We start from the raw sequence: 17,339 nt of genomic DNA on the forward strand, positions 1-17,339 counted from the left end.
TCATGGAAGGAACAATTGTACAGGTGCCAGAAAAACACGTGGTAGGACTCAGCTTTTCCGGCTCGTTTTCCATGTTGATCGAGCACATGCCCAAGCTGTGGGAAACGTTTTTGCAGCGACAAAAGGAGATTCCGCTTATGGTGCAGCCCAACGTGCGCTATGACATCAGTGACGAGAACCAGACGTACCAAATGTATACCGAGTATATCGTGGTAGAGGTAGAAGGCTTTGAAAAAATTCCTCCTGGCATGGTCGGGTTCACGCTGCCAGCCAGAACGTACGCCCGCTTCACCCATGCAGGACCGATGGAGACGGTGCAGGACACGTACCGTCAGTTGTTTGGCTGGCTTGACGCACACGGCCACCAGGTCGATCCGCAAGCTTTGCGCATGGAACGGTACGACCAGCGCTTCATTCCTTCCGTGCATCCCCGGCAAAGAGCGGAGAATACGTACGAAATTTTCATTCCGCTCCGCTAAGCGACAAGGGAACAACACCTCTTTTTGCTTTTTGGCGAGGTGATGTTCCTTTTGATTTCACCATTCTGCACCCAAATTCGTATACTGTTAAAAAACAGGGAAGAGGTGTACAGGTGGTGAGATTGAGATGGCGTTATCGGAAGCGCCTGCGTAAACGGTACGGCCGACTGATCTGGAAGGTCAAAAGCCGCAAAGGACGCAAGGGATACTTCAAATCGACGGTATATCGGCATCATCGCAAAAATTACCGCATTCTCGTAGCAAACGAGTACATCGCCGCGCATTTGGCGAAAAGCCTCGGGGTGCCTGTCGCAAAAGTGATGCAAGCCCATGTGCGCGGGCCAAACGGCCGGATCAAGCGTGGAATTATTTCCATCAAGGGCAAAGGCAGCAAGGTGATCCACTGGAAAAAAGTCAAAAAGCAATGGCTGAAAAAACCGCACAAGCACATCAAAGGGGCCAAAAAGCTGGCGCGGCTCGTCGCTTTTGACGCCTGGATTCTCAACCCGGATCGCTCCAACCGCAACCTGATTCTGCACAAGAAAAAGTCGTGGAAGAAGTACAAATGGTACGGAATCGATCATGGGATTTCCTTGTTTGGTAATCCTACTAAATGGAATCTGCGCCGCGCCAGGAAAAAGTTTTCCTGCAAAAAAGCCTACAAGTTTTGCCTGCATTCCGGCGAAAAGAAAAAACAGCGCATTCCCAAAGGGCTGAAGCGCTTTACCCGCGACAACCGCAAGCAACTGGAAAAAATGGTCAAGAAAATCCAGTCCTTGCCCAAAGGAAAGCTCAAAAAAGCGATTCGCCGAGTACCGAAGGGCTTGTTGACCCGGGCAGAAAAACGGTTTATCGAAAAAGTGCTGCTGTGCCGTCGCAAGCATTTGAAAAAGGCATTGAAGCGGATTTCCAAGCATTTCGGGTAGCGTTGGAGTGCTTGACCCATCTAGTAAATGAAGTTGAACAGATGGCCTGGAGGAGGCTGTTTTTTCAAGCGTTGCAGTCAGCGCTGGCAACTGGCACGCGGGCAGGCTGAACCAATCACCAAGGAGCGATGCACATGCGAAAAGAAATTCAACTGACAAACGGAGTCAAGCTCGCCTATGTAGAGGAGGGCATAGGGGAAGCGGTCGTTCTCTTGCACGGCTTCTGCGGCAGCTCGCGCTACTGGGACAAGCTGATCCCGTTGTTGTCCCGCACTCACCGTGTATTGGCTGTTGATTTGCGGGGACACGGCCACAGCGCTGCTCCGGACGAGCCTTATTCCATGGAACGGTTTGCCGAGGACATCGCGCTTTGGGCGGAAGCAGCAGGGCTTGCGAAATTCCATCTGTTCGGCCATTCGCTCGGCGGCTATGTGACACTCGCTTTTGCTGAAAAGCACGCGGACAAGCTGGCAAGCTTCGGGCTGATTCACTCCACGCCGTTCCCGGATGACGAAGCGGCCAAGGCGAATCGCAACAAAGGAGCCGACAGCATTCGCGAAAACGGGATGGAGCCGTTTATCAAAGCGCTTGTGCCCAAGCTGTTTGCACCTGATCACGTCGCTTCACTCACGCAAGAGGTCCAAACCGCAAAAGACATCGGGTTCGCCACCAGTCCGGTTGGCGCGATTCAAACGCTTTATGCGATGCGAGATCGCCCGGACCGCAATCGCGTTTTGCAAGAGACAGCGCTGCCTGTGCTTTTGGTTGCAGGGGCAAAAGACCAGATCATTCCGGTAGAAAAAACGTTCACTGTGGAACGAAGTCATGTGGTTCATAGGTTGTTGCCTGATGCCGGACACATGGGGATGCTGGAAGCGCCGGAGCAACTGTCAGAAGCCATAGCCGATTTTGTCGGAAAAAACAGCAAATCTGCACCATCAGCCTAGCAAATTTTGCTATAATGGAAGCGTTATCCTATCTTTTTGCATACATAGATGAGAGGGGAATTTCCTATGAAAAAAGCACGTCGCATTACCATGATGGCGTTTGCATCGGTTGTCTTCGCATCGTTGCTGTCGTCCTCCGCACTCGCAGCTCCACTGCATCCTGTCAAACACGTGGACTGGATGGTGAAAAAAGCGATCGTAACAGCAGGGCAAAACGGCGACCTGGCTCTGGATCGTACCGTAACGCTCGCTGAGGCAACCGTTGTATTCTCCAAACTCAAAGGCGCTCAAATCGGTGCGGCAGCAAAAGGCGCGCACTGGGCAACTCCTTACCTGGACTGGGCAAAAGGCCAAGGGGCAGTATCCCAGGACGACTTCAAAAATCCGACTCAAGTGGTCACTTCTGCAAAACTGACGCAAATGGCTGAAAAGCTGGGCTACAAAGTCACTTTCGGAAACAAGGCGAACGTGACGCGCGGAGAGTTTTTCCAGGCGTTGGGTGACGCTGCGACGACACACGTAACCATCGCTCACACAAACGATACGCACGGACACATTCAGGAAGACAAAAGCCAAAAAGAATTTGGCTTCGCTAAAATCGCTACCTTGCTGAAAGAATGGCGTGCGGAAAACAACAACTTCCTTTTGCTGGATGCAGGTGATACGTTCCAAGGAACCGTATTCGTCAACCAGTTCAAGGGCGAATCCGTCGTTCCAATCCTGAACAGCCTCGACTACAATGTGATGGCAGCGGGCAACCACGAGTTTGACTTCGGCTACGAGCAATTGCTGAAACTGCGCGACATGCTGGAACATCCGGTCATTTCCGCGAACGTGTTCAAAGCGGATGGCAAAGAGCTGTTGCTGCCAACCTTCAAGGCTGAAATCGGCGGCAAAAAATTCGCGTTTGTCGGCTTTGTGGCTGAAGATACTCCTGTTTTGACTCACCCTGACAACGTGAAGGGTCTGACCTTCAAGAACCCGGTTGAAGTGGCAAAAGCAGTTGTGCCGCAACTGAAAAAAGAAGTCGATCACGTCATCGTCGTCTCCCATATCGGGGTAGATGTGGACCGCGAAATCGCGAAAAACGTTCCTGGCATCGACCTGATCGTCGGCGGCCACTCCCATACGCCACTGAAAGAGCCTGAGCTGGTCAACGGCACATACATCGTTCAGGACTGGGAATACGGCAAGTCTTTGGGACGCGCTGACCTGTACTACCTGGGCAAAGAGCTGGTTGCATTCAGCGGCGGCTTGAAAGAATACGATGAAACTGTCGTTGCCGATCCGGAAGTTGACAAAATGGTTCAGGAAATTGTGAAGAAAATTGATTCCGTCATGAATGTGGTCATTGCAAAATCCGAGGTTCCACTGGACGGCGACCGCACGCTCGTACGCGCGAAGGAAACCAACGTAGGTAACCTGATTACCGATATCATGCTGGAGCGCACGAAGTCGATCAAAGGACATGAAGCGGATGTAGCGCTGGCAAACGGCGGCGGTATCCGTACACAGCTTCCGGCTGGAGACATTACAAAGAAAAACCTGTACACGCTGCTCCCGTTTGAAAACAACACACTGTCTGTTGTGGAAGTGACGGGAGAAGAGCTGAAGCAGGCGCTGGAAAACGGCGTGAGCCAAGTGGGCACAGGAGCAGGACGCTTCCCGCAAATCAGCGGCATGAGCTTTACTTACAACCCGACAAAACCGGTTGGCGAGCGCGTCCTGGAAGTGAAGGTAGGCGACAAGCCGCTTGACCTGACCAAAACTTACAAAGTAGCGACCATCGACTTCCTGGCAGCTGGCGGCGATGGCTACGAGTCCTTTAAAAAGCCGTTCTTCAACACAGGCTTGTCCATGTACAGCATCGTGGAAGAAGGATTGATGAAGCGCAAAGTGGTCAATCCGAAAGTAGAAGGACGTATTGTCGAAGTAAAATAAAGGTTGTGACGGATCAGACAGGGAAGATGTTCACTTCCCTGTCTTTTCTATCATAAAGTACCTTGCAATATACAGTAGCAATTTGGTAAGCTTTGACATGGGTGATGGACAATGAACGTACAGTTTAAAAAAGGTGTCCTGGAGCTGTGTGTTCTCGTGTTGACCGCCAAACGCGACAGATACGGATATGAACTGGTCGCGAGCATCTCCGAGAAGTTTCATATTGCGGAAGGGACCGTCTACCCTTTGCTGCGCCGATTGACCCTGGAAGGCTTTTTTGAAACCTATCTGACAGAATCGCAAGAAGGGCCGCCACGAAAATATTATCGGCTGACCGAGCAGGGAAGACGCTACATGAATGATCTCGTGCTGGAGTGGCGCATATTCAACCGCGGGGTCAACGAAATGATAGAGGAGGGACTGGGGTATGACAAGACGTGAGTTTATGGATGAGCTGGGCGCGTTGCTTGGCGATTTGCCTGACAAAGAGCGTCTGGACATCCTGGCTGATTATACCGAACATTTTTTGATCGGGATCAAGCAAGGAAAAAGTGAGCATGAAATTGCGGAAAGCCTGGGCAGCCCAAAAACGATTGCCAGAGAGCTTTTGGCCGGCTACCGGATTGATCAGGCGCAGTCCAACGCATCGGTAAGCAATATGTCCAGAGCCATTCTCGCCACGATCAGTCTGGGCTTTTTCAATCTGCTGTTTGTCCTCGGGCCGTTTTTTGGCTTGATCGGCGTGCTGATCGCCTGCTATGCCGTCTCCTTCTCGCTTCTGGTGGCACCGTTTGGCATTTTGATGGAATACGGGTATCCCGAACCGTCGCAGGAACGGCTCTTGCTCTTGTTTGGCAGCCTTGTATCGGTCGGACTGGGAGGAATGCTCACGGTAGGCTTGCTGCGCTTCACCAAGTGGATTTACAGCATGTTCCTAAAGTATCTGCAATTTAACGTGCAGATGATCAGGGGGAAATAAGATGAAAAATTGGGGAAAAAAGCTGTTCGGCATCAGCTTTCTGCTGTTTATCATCGGGGTGTGCGGGCTTGTTTGGCTGTTTTCCAAGCAAGAATATTTCGCCTTCTCGCTAAAAAAAGTCGAGCAGCAGCAAACGATTGAGCAAGATTTCAAGGCAGTGGATGTGAGCACAGGAACCGCAGATTTGGTCATTACGCCGGCAAAAGTAGAGAAAGCGACTGTGCGGCTCGTCGGAGAAGTTGCCGAGATGCAAAAAGATCGCCTGCAATTTACGAGCGAAGTAAGGCCGGACGGGACGCTTGTGGTGTACGTTCAGGAAAAGCTGCGCGTGAGCCTTTTCTATATAGGCAACGACGACTTGAAGCTGGAAGTGACGTTGCCGGAAAAGCAGTATGAGAGCATTCGCTTGAAAACCGACACAGGCAATATCACCAGCGGGGCGTTGACTGCGAGAAAAGCCGACATCGCGTCTCACACGGGTGATTTGGAGTTGAACGGCTTCGCGGGTGAGCGGCTGGACATACAGACCGACACGGGGGATATGCAGCTTGCCGGAATCCGCGCCGCTGTAACGATCGACACGGCCACAGGAGACATCGACAAGCTGATTTTGCCTGAGTTGACGCAAAATACGACAATCCGGACCGATACGGGCGATGTGCGGATGGAAGTGGAAAAGCAGCCGGAAAAGGCGCAACTGGAACTTTCCACAGATACGGGAACGATCGAGGCTGGCTGGCAAGGGATGTCCTACGAGGAAAAAGACAGGTATTACATGAAAGGAACGCTCGGAACAGCGGGGCCGAAGGTGTATGTCAAGACTTCTACGGGAGATATCCGCATTCAATAGAAGAAGTTTGGCAACAATGGTGGATAGGATTGGAAAGCGCGAAACGAAAAGATTTTGACACAAAAGAGTCATTACTTGTCGAATGCCCAGTGGTATCATATTGATGGGACAGATTATTGTGCAAAGAGAGGATTATTCATGACTTCAAAACCATTTAACGATACGTTTTTGAAAGCATGCCGCGGGGAGGCGACAGAGCATGTCCCTGTCTGGTACATGCGCCAGGCGGGACGATACCAGCCCGAATACCGCGCAATTCGCGCGAAGTATACCTTTTTTGAGATGAATTACATACCGGAAGTGTGCGCAGAAGTGACACGCCTGCCTGTAGACCAGTTGGGCGTAGATGCCGCCATTTTGTTCGCGGACATCATGACCCCGCTAAAACCGATTGGTGTCGACGTGAACATCGAGTCGGGAATTGGCCCGGTGATTGCCAATCCGATTGAGTCATTGGCGGATGTGCAGCGCCTGCTCGACCTGGAGCCGGAAACGCACGTGCCGTATATTTTGGAATCGATCAAGCTGTTGCGCGAGCAGTTGTCTGTTCCGCTGATCGGTTTTGCGGGAGCGCCGTTCACCCTTGCCAGCTACATGATCGAGGGCGGCCCTTCCAAGCATTACCACAAGACCAAAGCTTTCATGTACACGGAACCAGCAGCTTGGCAGGCGCTGATGGAGAAGCTCGGCGACTTGACGATCACGTACCTGAAGGCGCAAATCAAGGCCGGGGCGCAAGCGGTTCAAGTGTTTGACTCATGGGTAGGCGCGTTGAACGACGAAGATTATCGCGAGTACATAACGCCTGTCATGACCCGGATTTTTCAAGCGCTGAAAGAAACAGGAGTGCCGACCATCTACTTCGGAATCGGTGCGGGTCATCTTTTGCTGGATTGGAACCGCTTGCCTGTGGATGTCGTCGGTCTGGACTGGCGCACTTCCATCACGACAGCGCGCAATATGGGTGTGACCAAAACGCTCCAGGGCAACCTCGACCCGACGCTGCTGCTTGCTCCTTGGGAGAAGCTCGAAGCAAAAGCGAAAGAGATTCTCGACGAAGGTACAAAACAGCCAGGTTTCATTTTCAATCTGGGGCACGGTGTATTCCCTGACGCCAAGGTAGAAACGCTGCAAAAATTGACCGCGTTCATTCATAGCTACAAACGGGACGTGTGACCAGGAGGGGTTGGAAATGTCGAAGCCAAAAACAGGGCTTTTGCTGATGGCGTATGGAACGCCGCGCAGCCCTGAGCAAATCGAACCATACTACACGCACATTCGCCGCGGCCGCAAACCGCCGCAAGAACTGCTTGACGACTTGAGAGCCCGCTATGAGGCGGTAGATGGGCTGAACCGTTTTGCGGATATTACGGACGAGCAGGTGCGAGCGCTGACTGCGGAACTGAACAAGCGTTATCCCGATCGGGAGTTTGTCGGATACTTGGGGTTGAAGCATATTGCCCCGTTCATCGAGGATGCTGTCGAGCAGATGAAGCGAGACGGTATTGAAGAGGCGGTAAGTCTGGTTCTCGCTCCGCATTACTCCAGCTACAGCGTAAAAGAGTACAACGGCAGAGCGCAGGAGCATTCCGAATCGATCCAAGGCCCGAAAATCGAGAGCATCGAGAGCTGGTATTTGGAACCGGGCTTCATTGAATACTGGGCGAAAGCGATTGCGGGTACGTTTGCCTCGATGCCGGAAGAAGAACGCGGACAAGCCGTCGTCATCTTCTCTGCCCACAGTCTCCCTGAAAAAATCTTGAAGTCTGGCGATCCTTATCCGCAGCAACTGGAGGATACAGCCAAGCTGATTGCCGAGCAGGCCGGAATTTCCCGCTATGCTATCGGCTGGCAGAGTGCGGGCAACACGCCAGAGCCGTGGCTTGGGCCAGACGTTCAAGATTTGACGAGAGACTTGTACAAAGAGCACGGCTACCAGTCGTTCGTCTATTGTCCGGTCGGGTTCGTAGCCGAGCACCTCGAAGTGTTGTTTGACAATGATATGGAATGCAAGGCAGTAACGGAAGAGCTGGGTGTTCACTACCATCGCCCTCCGATGCCTAACGCCAGACCTGCGTTTATTTCCTGTCTGGCTGATGCGATCGGGAAAAAGCTGGCGAACTAGGGGATTGATCACATGAGCGAGAAATCTTATCATGTAACGATTGTTGGCGGCGGCATCACCGGATTGACCGCTGCTTTTTACTTGCAAAAAGAGATCGAAGCAAAAGGGCTGCCGATTTCCTATCAGCTGCTCGAACAGCAGGATCACCTGGGCGGAAAGATCAAGACGTGGCGGCACGAAGGCTTTGTCATCGAGCTGGGACCGGATTCGTTTTTGGAGCGGAAAACGAGCGCAGGCGAGCTGGCAGCCGATTTGGGGCTTGCGCATGAACTGGTGCGCAACAGCACCGGACAGGCTTACATTTGGCACAAAAATCGCTTGCAGCCGATTCCGGAAGGCGCCGTGATGGGGGTGCCGACCAAGCTGATGCCGTTTGTGACGACAGACCTGATCTCGTGGCCAGGCAAAATCCGCGCAGCAGCCGACTTGATTTTGCCTGCCTCCAAAGGCGATGCGGATATTTCCGTAGGCGAATTTTTCCGGCGCAGGCTGGGGGATGAAGTGATCGACAACCTCATTTCTCCGCTTCTGTCAGGCGTCTACTCCGGGGATCTCGACCACCTCAGCTTGCTGGCGAGCTTTCCGCAGTTCGCGCAAATGGAAAAGCAGCACCGCAGCCTGATTCTCGCGATGAAGCATTCGCGCCCGCAGTCGAAAGCACCTGGCAAGCCAAAAGGCATTTTCCTGACGCTTGCGAACGGATTGCAATCGTTGGTGGAAGGCATTGAAAAAAGCTTGCCTAGTGAAGTGTTGCTGAAAGGCACAGGGGTCACCAAGCTGGAAAAACGGCCAGACGGCAAGTATGCGCTCGCTTTGACAAACGGTCAGCTGCTTGAGACGGACGCCGTTTTGTTCACCGTACCCCACGCTGTCTCGGAGCCTTTGCTGCGGCCTTTTGCCAATGTTGCGGCACTGGAGAACGCCAAGCCGCACATGGTAGCGACGATTGCCATGGCTTTTCCGGAGAGCGGGATCGAGCTGGGGATGGAAGGGACAGGCTTCATCGTGCCGCGCCACTCCGGTGCGACGATTACGGCGTGTACGTGGGCGCATCGGAAATGGCCGCACATGGTGCCGAACAACAAGGCGCTCTTGAGAAGCTTCGTCGGGCGAGCGACAGAGCAAGCCTTTATGCAGATGACCGACGAAGAGATTCTGGAAGTTGTGCTGCGCGATTTGCGCAAGATCATGACCATCCGTCAAGAGCCGGAGTTTTACAGTGTCACCCGTCTGCAAAACGCGATTCCATATGTAGTCGGACATCAGGCGTGGGTGCGGGACGTGAAACAAAAGCTGAAAGCCAGCCTGCCGGGGGTCATGGTGGCAGGGGCATCCTACGACGGTGTAGGTGTGCCGGATTGTATTGCCCAAGGAAAAAAAGCCATATTGGAATGGATCGCATCTGTGCAACCGGGGAGCTAACCCCGGTTTTTCCTTTTTTCGGTGCTAAACGGCTCGTCCTGTCCATATAGTATAGGGAAATGTCCTGCACTCGGTCGATCGGATGCCTGTACAACTCGTATCGACCTTGGCGCATCAAAGGCATCGCCCAAAAAAAAGCTTGGCGGAGCCCAAGTTTTCGAAAAGGAGGAGCACGAATGGCGTTACAGGATGGGCTGCTTTCGTTTGCCATCAAGGAGACCATTTTCCTCTCATCCGATAGAGCCGGAATCGGCGAATTGCAAGAGCTGGAACTGGTGCCTGATGTCGAGGTTCTGGAAAACGATTCGTATGTCTCGATCACGGGTTGCTTGCAATTGGTAGGAAAATACGAGCCGATCAGGGAGGCCGCAGAAGCGAACAGCGGCGGAACGGAAACTCTGGTTGAGGCAGTAACTTTTCCGCCGTTTCGTCAGGAAGCGTCGGAAGAGGTGCAGTACGGCTGGGAGGAGCAAATCGGCCATCGCATCCCGTTGAACATTACGATTCCGTTGGACCGGATTGCGGAAATTGGCGACATTTACGCGATTGTAGACAGCTTTGATTACAAGCTGGAATCTCCGCATCAAATGCTGATTGATGCAGATTTGAAAATCATGGGGATTCTTTTGGGCGAACAACAGGCTGCCCAGCCAGCGTCAGCCGATCAGGAACCGGCTGCAGAGGAAGCGAGAGCCTGGGAATACGCCCATGCGACGGACGAATCGTATCAGGAGTACGCTTCACCTGCCTCTCTGGACGAAATCGAGGAAAAGCTGAGTGCGCTCGAAGCAGAACTGGAACGGCAGGCATTGCCAGCTTCTTATGACTCGACTGAATCGCCGTCCGTTTTCGACGCTCCCGCGATTGCCTACAGCGATCCTGAGGATATCCCGTCGCAATACGGGGAAGTGCAGGAACATTATGGCGAGGTGCAGGAGGTGGCGCAAAGTGAGCCGCAAAAAGCGTGGATGGCCGATCCTGCCGCTTACGAAACGCACGGTCAGGCTGAGGCTCAGTACGACTCCCCTGCGTACGATGCGCTTGCCTATCAGGATGTTCAGGCCCGCGAGCAGGAGAGAAAACAGCATGACGCGGATGAACCTGTGCTTGCCATCCACGAACAGAACGAGATTGATTACGCTCCGGTAGCGAGTGAGCCTGACGAGTCTGCCTACGATGCGAATGCCGTACAAGAAGTGCATGCCGACCTCGAGGAAGAGGAAGCAGAGCCAGTAATTGCGCAGCCAGAAGTGGTGGAAGAGACAGAGCTGAAAGTAGCCATTTCCGGCAAGGCTTCCCGCGAAGAGAAGGCCAATGTCAACATCACCACCATCTTTTCGCAAGCCAGTCGCGCCAAACAGGAAGCGCAAGCCAGCGAAGCGGAGTCCTCGTCCAGCACCTCCCGCCACGGCTCTTCAGTGGGGGCGAGTCCCGGGACGATGGAGGCGATGCATAATCTCACCTCGTTCGTGCGGCGCAAGGAAGAGAGCACAAGTCAGTTGAAGATGTGCATCATTCAGCGTGACGAGACGCTGGAGCATATTTCCCAGCGCTATTCGTTGCCAGTGTCCAAAATCGTGGAAGTGAACAGGCTCGCTTCCGAACAGGTTGTCGCGGGACAAATTTTGTACATCCCGCAATAAAGGAGTGGGGGACCGTGGATAAGATCGATCTCTCCGAAGTTTGCCAGCATTATCGGGCGCGCGTGATTCGAATCACGCCGCTCGATGACTGCTATTTACTGGAGACTAACCGGGGCCCCAAGGAACTCCACGTCTGGCCGCGTGTGGATGTGATGCGCTGGTCGTTTGCCTGGCGCGAGCGATTGGCTCGTCAGGGGTTTCGCGTAGTGGAAAGGTTCATACGTACGCGAGAGACCAAGCCGTTTCTGGTTGTAGGCAAGCGTGGCGTCACCATGACCGACCACGCCCGGCACATCGAAGCGTGCGAGCCTGGGACGGAATGGGCTTACAGGTGTGGCCGAGTCATTGGCATGATGCACTTGTCTCAGCAGGAAAGTCCCATCTTGTCGGGGATCGATTACTTGAAGCAAGAGCAAATCGGTGCAGATGCCAAATGGACGAAGGCCAAGGCGTTCGCAGAAGCGTTTCGGAACAAGCACGGACGCGAGCCGGGAGAAAAAAGATGGGTAGCAGAGTTGATGCAGCCGATGCTTCAGCGAATGGAGCGCTCTTCGGCCATGCTCACTCATCCGAGTATTACGCCGGAAACCGTCAGTGTGTCGCATCGGGAGCTGCTGCGGGACAATTGGGGCATGGTGAAAGGCGAGCTGTACCTGAGGGGCTTTTTCCGGCCAGCCTTGTCCGTTCAGCAAAGAGACGTGGCGAGTTTTCTGCGGGATCATTACTTGACGCATAAAGATCTGGGGCAAATTGACGCTTTTCTCGACGGATACGAGGAGGTCAAGCCGCTCACCTACGGAGATTACACCGTCATGCTCGCTTTTATGGCTCGTCCTCGCGAAGTGTACAAAAGCATGGAAGCCTACACCAGACGGATTGCGAACAGGGAAGAAGCATCGGTAAAAGCGATCGAGCAGGCGCTGCGCATTCAAGAGTCGGTAGACCAGTTGCTTCAGCACATTGCGTACCGGGCTGAGCAGACGAGGAGGGAGGGAGTAGATGAGCCGATATGACGATGTTTATCCGTTGTTTCAAGAGTACGATATGTACGCGCAGAGCATCGATCTTCTAAAAGAACCAAACGTATTCAAGGCGACGACTCCCTACGGCTCTTACGTCTGCAAGCGGGCGAACGTGTCTGCCAAGCGGCTCGTTTTCGTAAGCGACATGCTGCGCCAGCTGCAGCAGCGAGGCTGGGATGGAGCGGTTCCTTTTACGTATACGAAATTCGATGACCCGTTTATTGTGCTGGGGGATGCGGTGTACTATGTGACGCCCTGGCAGCCGGGGAGCGAGGAGTGGACAGAGCAGCCGCTGGCGTGGGCAACTCCAGCCATCGAGCGGCTGGCCGAGCTTCATCATCTGACGCAAAACTATCGCTTCGATGATCCGCGACAGGTAGAGCCGCTGATCGACTCGCTGCTGAATCGCTGGCAGTATTGGCAAGGCCAGATGGAAAAGGCGGCGGAAGTGGCGGGAGGGCGGCAGTATCCTTCTCCGTTCGACCTCGTCTTTTTGGCAAACAAAGCGTTTGTGACAGAGATGAGCCAGACAGCCACCGACCTTTTGACCGACTGGAAAGAACGGCATGAGACACACGCGCATTTTCGCCTGTCGCTGATTCACGGCTATCCGCACCCCGCGCATATCGTGCCGGATCGCTCGGGGAAGGGAAAGCTGCTCAATTTTGATCGAGCCAGCTTTGACACGCCTGTGCGCGACCTCACCCTGTTTTACCGGACGTATTTTCAACTGGCGGGGGATGAAGCAGGCGCCTCCCAGCTGTACCATCGCTACGCAGCCATTTTTCCCTTGCGACCGGAAGAAATCGAGCTGTTGGCAGCGTTCCTGTCGTACCCGGAACGAATCATGAGGGACATCGACGTCTATTACCACAATCGCAAAGATTGGAGTGAGCTGTACGCGGTGAAGCGCCTGGAAAAAGATATGGACCGTCTGATGCGGTTGCATCGTTGGGTCCAGCAAGCTTTTTGACGAGCAACGTCTCACAAAGGTGGGGCGTTGCTTTTTGCATTTACAGCCACTCCAGCACGATCGCCACGTACAAAAGGGCGAGCAGGCCGAGAAGGATCACGTCAAACGAGGTGGGAAACAGGACGGTGCGGATGAACTGAAAAATCATCAAGGGAATCAACACTTGCTTGCATCCATATTTGATTCGCAGGTAGGTAGGGTTGTACTTCCAGCGAAAATTCATCATCGTTATCACCTCATTTCAGCATATGCGAGGTGGGCTGGGTCAGTGCCTAGATTTCCGCAGCGAAAAAACGAGATTTCTTTCTTGTTTACGTATATTTGAACATATGGGTTTGAGAATGGGAGGAAACGGGAACGTATAGGGCAGGAAGGCTAGGACGAACGTGTAAAGGTGAGCGAATGATCTGGAAAATAGCACTCTACTTGTCAGGGATAGGTATAGGTGTGTATTTGATTTTCTTATCGTGCGGCTTGCAGCGGCAACCGCATAGATGGTTTGACATTTCTTTTTTGCAAGGGATCGGACTGATTGCCTGGGGACTTGGCAGTTTGCTCGTTCTTGCTTTCGCCTGGATCGGTCACGGGCTAGGGGTGCCGTTTTGTTCAGGGACTTATCTGGCGGGCATCGTTTCCTTGCTCTTTTTGCTTTTGACGCACAGACCGCTGCGCGCGAAAACGCAAATCAAGGGTGCCCAGCTTTTAATGGACTGGCAAATGAGCACAAGGCAGCACACAGGCATCGTGCAGGTGATTCTTCTGGTCATCACTGCTTCCTTGCTTGCGCTGCCGGAAATGCCGTTTTATGCTAAAGTAGGATTGGCTATAGCTGTTGGCTATACGAGCGTTCGGACATACTTAAACAATAGGGACAACCAGCATCTCATGTCGGAGACGCTATCGTCGGTCAGCTCTCTGGAATCGAGGCTTACCCAGCAGCTCGCCCATACGGAGTGGATGAACAATCAGCTGTCTCTCGTTGAGGAACTCAAGCAAAATTACGAGGAATTGCTGATTGCGAGCAACAAAATCAGCGTGAGCGACGTCCATTACGATAGCATTCACCGCATAACGACTGAGCTTGTAGATGTCTGGTTTCATCAAATCAAAACACTTGCTTACATTGGCATCAGTTGGGAGTCCGAGCACGGGGATGTTTATTTTCACATGGAGCGGGGCAGACGCGACGACCATGGCGCTGCGCACTTCGTCGAGGAGCGGATTGTCGTCTCGGAGCAGTGGGACACCGCCAAGACACCCCGCTATGTCAGGCTGTTGGCTCAGACTGTATGCAACGAGTACGATATGGAAACAAAAGAGCTGGAGCAATCGTTTTTCCAGCTGCTGCTCGTGACCGTGCGGGGATTGATCTTGCGCTGCCTGCATGAGCACCAGTCGTCAGAGCTGAAAGAGCTTGAGCTGGAGATGGGCTTGGCTCGCAGAATCCAGTCCATGCTGATTCCGAAAGAGGAATGGCGGGTGGACGGATTGCGCGCCAGAACCGTTTTTGTTCCGGTCACTTACGTAGGCGGAGATTACATTGATTTTGTCCCGATTGATGAACGCTACACTTGTTTTATTGTAGCGGACGTATCCGGGCACGGTCTGCCTGCGAGCATTTGGGCGACAGGCATTCGCATTGCCGTAAGGGCGGTGCTGCAAAACAACGCGTCGCCGGACGACATTTTGCAGCGGTTGAATCAGCTGCTGTATACTGATTTGGCCAAAACGCGCTCGTACATTACCATGCTGGTCGCCGTCTACGACTCTGTCCAGCACAAAATTTTGCTTGCCAGGGCAGGCCATCCGCAGCCGCTCTATTTGTCGGCGACGAAAAAAGCGGTTCTGCGCTGCAACGGGGGCGTAGGACTAGGGCTTTTGGCGGATAGCACCTATCAGCTTGAGGAAGTACCCTTGAAAGAAGAGGGTATACTACTACTATACACAGATGGATTATTGGATACGGGAAGAAAAGATGTGCTGCGAAGCTCTCACGGTTTGCTCGAAGAACTTGCTGTTCTTTTGGACGAGCACGAGCCGGGCAGTGAAGAGACGATTGAGCGTGTGGAATCGTACCTGTGGGCGATGATGCGCCAAGGCCAGCAAACCGATGACATATCCGTTTTGATTTTGCAGTTTCAGTCCGGCTCTTCTGCTGGACATAGAGGAAAGGAAACTCCTGTACTGTTGGGAGTACCCGAGCTGAAGCGCCCGTGAATAGGAGGATGAACGGTGATTCTGTGTGAACAGTGTCCGGACAATCCCTCTTGTCGCAACTGTCTTCTGGAGCTCCGTTCTGGCGGGTCCGCCCAAAAAGTGTTGCCGCCGCGCAAGGTAAAAGTGACGGAGCTTGCGACAATGGAAACAAGTCAAGCGCAATTGATAGCAGTCAGCCGGACAGCTATCGGCCTGCTTAGTCCGTCCAAACAATTGCATGGACGCATGGAGGTCGAGCTCGCTTTCGATTTTCGCATTATCGGCAGCGGGCTACAGGGAATCAACGGTGTTCCTTACTATGTCGTTGATATCGAGAAGGTTTTGCGCAAAGAAGAAGTTCTGGAGCGATTGCTTCTGGAAGAATTTCACACCTGGCATTTGCGTGGCGAATTGGACCCTACAGACGTATTAACTAATTGGAAAGATCGCGACGACGAGCGAGGACGGCTGATTAAACAGGAGCTGCAAAAGCTGTCGATCCTGCGGCAAATCGAATCGATCTTCCTCTACCTTTTTGATGACGGAAACATCCGCCCGCTTGGATCGAGTCGGGCAGATCCGGATGTCGAGACACAGATGCAGCGTCTGATCAACGAAGCGGCTGTTCGTGGTGCAGGCGAATCGCTGCGGGAGCAGATCGTCAGCGGCGACGGGAAAAAAGTATTCGAGATGTATGTTTCCGATCTCCCGGACCGTACCTGTGGGATTGCCCTGATCGATGTCACGGCAGCTATCGCGGAAGAACGGATGAGAAAGCGGCGCGAATGGGAGATTTACCGCGATATTTTAGGGGTGGTTACCGCCGGAAAGCTGCTGCTGCTAAGCGACGAAGAGCTGTTTTTTTTGCTGCGGGAGGGCCGGAAATCGCTGGCGATGGACATCAAGGAGCCAGGCGATCTGGCTTTGCTCAGGCGAGCGTTCAAGCGTGCTCTTGAGCCGTTGGGGCTTGTTGCCAACCGATTGCTGCAATTTTTGGTGGCGGTTAACGAAGCGGCTTCGAATACACTCAAGCATGGAAGCGGTGGAACGATTACTTTGTACATAGCAAACGATCTGGGGCTTTGCCGGGTTGTCATTCACGACCAGGGGCAGGGGATTTTGCTGGAGGACTTGCCGCGAGCGACGCTGCAGCAAGGATTTTCGACGCGAAATTCCCTCGGTGCGGGCTTTCATGTCATGCTGCAATACTGCGATCGTATTTATTTGAGCAGCACAGCACAAGGGACCAAGCTTATTTTGGAGAGTGCGTTGCCAAGCTGATGAACATTGGGGAAAATACCAAATGTTTGCAAGTGGAGTGAACCGGGTAACATGAGAGAGAGAAAAGAATCAGGTGTACCGATACCTATTGAGAGGAGTTTGAGCATGGACTACCGAGCAACAGAGACGAACGGACAGGCGACGCTGTTTTTCGCTGGAGAGCTGGACATGGCGGTGGGAGATCGAGTGGGTGAACTGCTCCAGCAATACGGAGGGCGAAACCATTCCGTGACTGTCGATTTTCATGGTGTATCCTTTGTAGATTCTTCCGGTATTGGCAGTCTGTATTTCACAACGAAAGAATTGCTTGCCTCTGGCAAACAGGTAGAGATTGTCAATGTCCGGGAAGAAATTTTGGACATTTTAAGTGTACTGGGCTTTACCGAGGCGCTGGGCATTACGGTCGGAAAAGTAGGCGAAACCGGGTTTGACGCCAAACAGCGTGATTGTATATAATAAGCAAAGGCAATGATCCCACAACTACATATCGTATCAATGATGATCGGGAAGAGTAGGTCAGGAGCCCTTTTACAGAGAGGAGAATCAGTTGCTGGA

The 17,339-nt window shown here is 53.0% G+C and carries 17 protein-coding genes and 1 other annotated feature (1 of these 18 only partly in view); of the genes, 16 read left to right on the forward strand and 1 reads right to left on the reverse strand.

Features of this window, described 5'->3' with window-relative positions; all coding sequences use genetic code 11:
• Nucleotides 1-2 precede the first annotated feature (2 nt).
• The 13 genes from NST23_RS08980 to NST23_RS09040 all read left to right on the forward strand — a co-directional run bounded on the left by NST23_RS08980 (nt 3) and on the right by NST23_RS09040 (nt 13,307).
• Nucleotides 3-479, forward strand: coding sequence for a GyrI-like domain-containing protein (locus tag NST23_RS08980; protein WP_173597482.1), 477 nt, complete (start codon nt 3-5; stop codon nt 477-479).
• Nucleotides 480-592: 113 nt separating this feature from the next.
• Nucleotides 593-1,405 carry a HipA family kinase gene (locus NST23_RS08985; RefSeq protein ID WP_274875142.1) on the forward strand — a complete coding sequence of 271 codons (813 nt, stop codon included), beginning with the start codon at nt 593-595 and terminating at the stop codon, nt 1,403-1,405.
• Between the two features lie 134 nt (nt 1,406-1,539).
• The gene (locus tag NST23_RS08990; protein WP_274875143.1) at nt 1,540-2,352 is read left to right on the forward strand and encodes an alpha/beta fold hydrolase; all 813 of its coding nucleotides are present in this window, start codon (nt 1,540-1,542) and stop codon (nt 2,350-2,352) included.
• Nucleotides 2,353-2,418: 66 nt separating this feature from the next.
• Entirely contained in the window at nt 2,419-4,293 is a 1,875-nt protein-coding gene (locus NST23_RS08995) for a bifunctional metallophosphatase/5'-nucleotidase (RefSeq protein WP_122964253.1), read from the forward strand.
• Between the two features lie 111 nt (nt 4,294-4,404).
• Nucleotides 4,405-4,734: a PadR family transcriptional regulator gene (locus NST23_RS09000; protein WP_122964252.1), complete on the forward strand. Its 330-nt coding sequence runs from the start codon at nt 4,405-4,407 to the stop codon at nt 4,732-4,734.
• A complete protein-coding gene (locus NST23_RS09005) occupies nt 4,721-5,272 on the forward strand; it encodes an HAAS signaling domain-containing protein (protein ID WP_122964251.1) in 552 nt (183 codons plus the stop codon). Before NST23_RS09000 ends, NST23_RS09005 begins: the two co-directional genes overlap by 14 nt.
• Nucleotide 5,273: 1 nt before the next feature.
• Nucleotides 5,274-6,122, forward strand: coding sequence for a DUF4097 family beta strand repeat-containing protein (locus NST23_RS09010; protein ID WP_122964250.1), 849 nt, complete (start codon nt 5,274-5,276; stop codon nt 6,120-6,122).
• A gap of 138 nt (nt 6,123-6,260) precedes the next feature.
• Nucleotides 6,261-7,298 carry a uroporphyrinogen decarboxylase gene (hemE, locus tag NST23_RS09015; RefSeq protein ID WP_122964249.1) on the forward strand — a complete coding sequence of 346 codons (1,038 nt, stop codon included), beginning with the start codon at nt 6,261-6,263 and terminating at the stop codon, nt 7,296-7,298.
• Nucleotides 7,299-7,314: 16 nt separating this feature from the next.
• Nucleotides 7,315-8,247, forward strand: a complete 933-nt coding sequence (gene hemH, locus NST23_RS09020) for a ferrochelatase (protein WP_122964248.1) — start codon at nt 7,315-7,317, stop codon at nt 8,245-8,247.
• Between the two features lie 12 nt (nt 8,248-8,259).
• The gene (gene hemY, locus NST23_RS09025; protein WP_280648217.1) at nt 8,260-9,669 is read left to right on the forward strand and encodes a protoporphyrinogen oxidase; all 1,410 of its coding nucleotides are present in this window, start codon (nt 8,260-8,262) and stop codon (nt 9,667-9,669) included.
• Nucleotides 9,670-9,845: 176 nt separating this feature from the next.
• Nucleotides 9,846-11,312: a LysM peptidoglycan-binding domain-containing protein gene (locus tag NST23_RS09030; protein ID WP_173597478.1), complete on the forward strand. Its 1,467-nt coding sequence runs from the start codon at nt 9,846-9,848 to the stop codon at nt 11,310-11,312.
• 14 nt (nt 11,313-11,326) lie between these two features.
• Nucleotides 11,327-12,325 carry a phosphotransferase gene (locus NST23_RS09035; protein WP_122964245.1) on the forward strand — a complete coding sequence of 333 codons (999 nt, stop codon included), beginning with the start codon at nt 11,327-11,329 and terminating at the stop codon, nt 12,323-12,325.
• A complete protein-coding gene (locus NST23_RS09040; RefSeq protein ID WP_122964244.1) occupies nt 12,312-13,307 on the forward strand; it encodes a hypothetical protein in 996 nt (331 codons plus the stop codon). Before NST23_RS09035 ends, NST23_RS09040 begins: the two co-directional genes overlap by 14 nt.
• 40 nt (nt 13,308-13,347) lie before the next feature.
• Here NST23_RS09040 and NST23_RS09045 read toward each other — a convergent pair whose 3' ends face one another.
• Entirely contained in the window at nt 13,348-13,533 is a 186-nt protein-coding gene (locus NST23_RS09045; RefSeq protein WP_063230156.1) for a hypothetical protein, read from the reverse strand.
• A 176-nt stretch (nt 13,534-13,709) separates the two neighbouring features.
• Between NST23_RS09045 and NST23_RS09050 the strand changes: the two genes are divergently transcribed.
• The 3 genes from NST23_RS09050 (at nt 13,710) to NST23_RS09060 (ending at nt 17,240) form a co-directional block, all read left to right on the forward strand.
• Complete coding sequence (locus NST23_RS09050; protein WP_242772029.1) at nt 13,710-15,524, forward strand: PP2C family protein-serine/threonine phosphatase; 1,815 nt, start codon at nt 13,710-13,712, stop codon at nt 15,522-15,524.
• Nucleotides 15,525-15,539: 15 nt separating this feature from the next.
• Nucleotides 15,540-16,784 carry an ATP-binding protein gene (locus tag NST23_RS09055; protein ID WP_122964243.1) on the forward strand — a complete coding sequence of 415 codons (1,245 nt, stop codon included), beginning with the start codon at nt 15,540-15,542 and terminating at the stop codon, nt 16,782-16,784.
• Between the two features lie 105 nt (nt 16,785-16,889).
• Entirely contained in the window at nt 16,890-17,240 is a 351-nt protein-coding gene (locus NST23_RS09060; protein ID WP_063230159.1) for an STAS domain-containing protein, read from the forward strand.
• 33 nt (nt 17,241-17,273) lie between these two features.
• Nucleotides 17,274-17,339 (forward strand) — a binding site (T-box leader) (it continues 181 nt past the right edge of the window).

The organism is Brevibacillus sp. FSL K6-0770 (assembly GCF_038000275.1).
Lineage (GTDB): Bacteria > Bacillota > Bacilli > Brevibacillales > Brevibacillaceae > Brevibacillus > Brevibacillus parabrevis.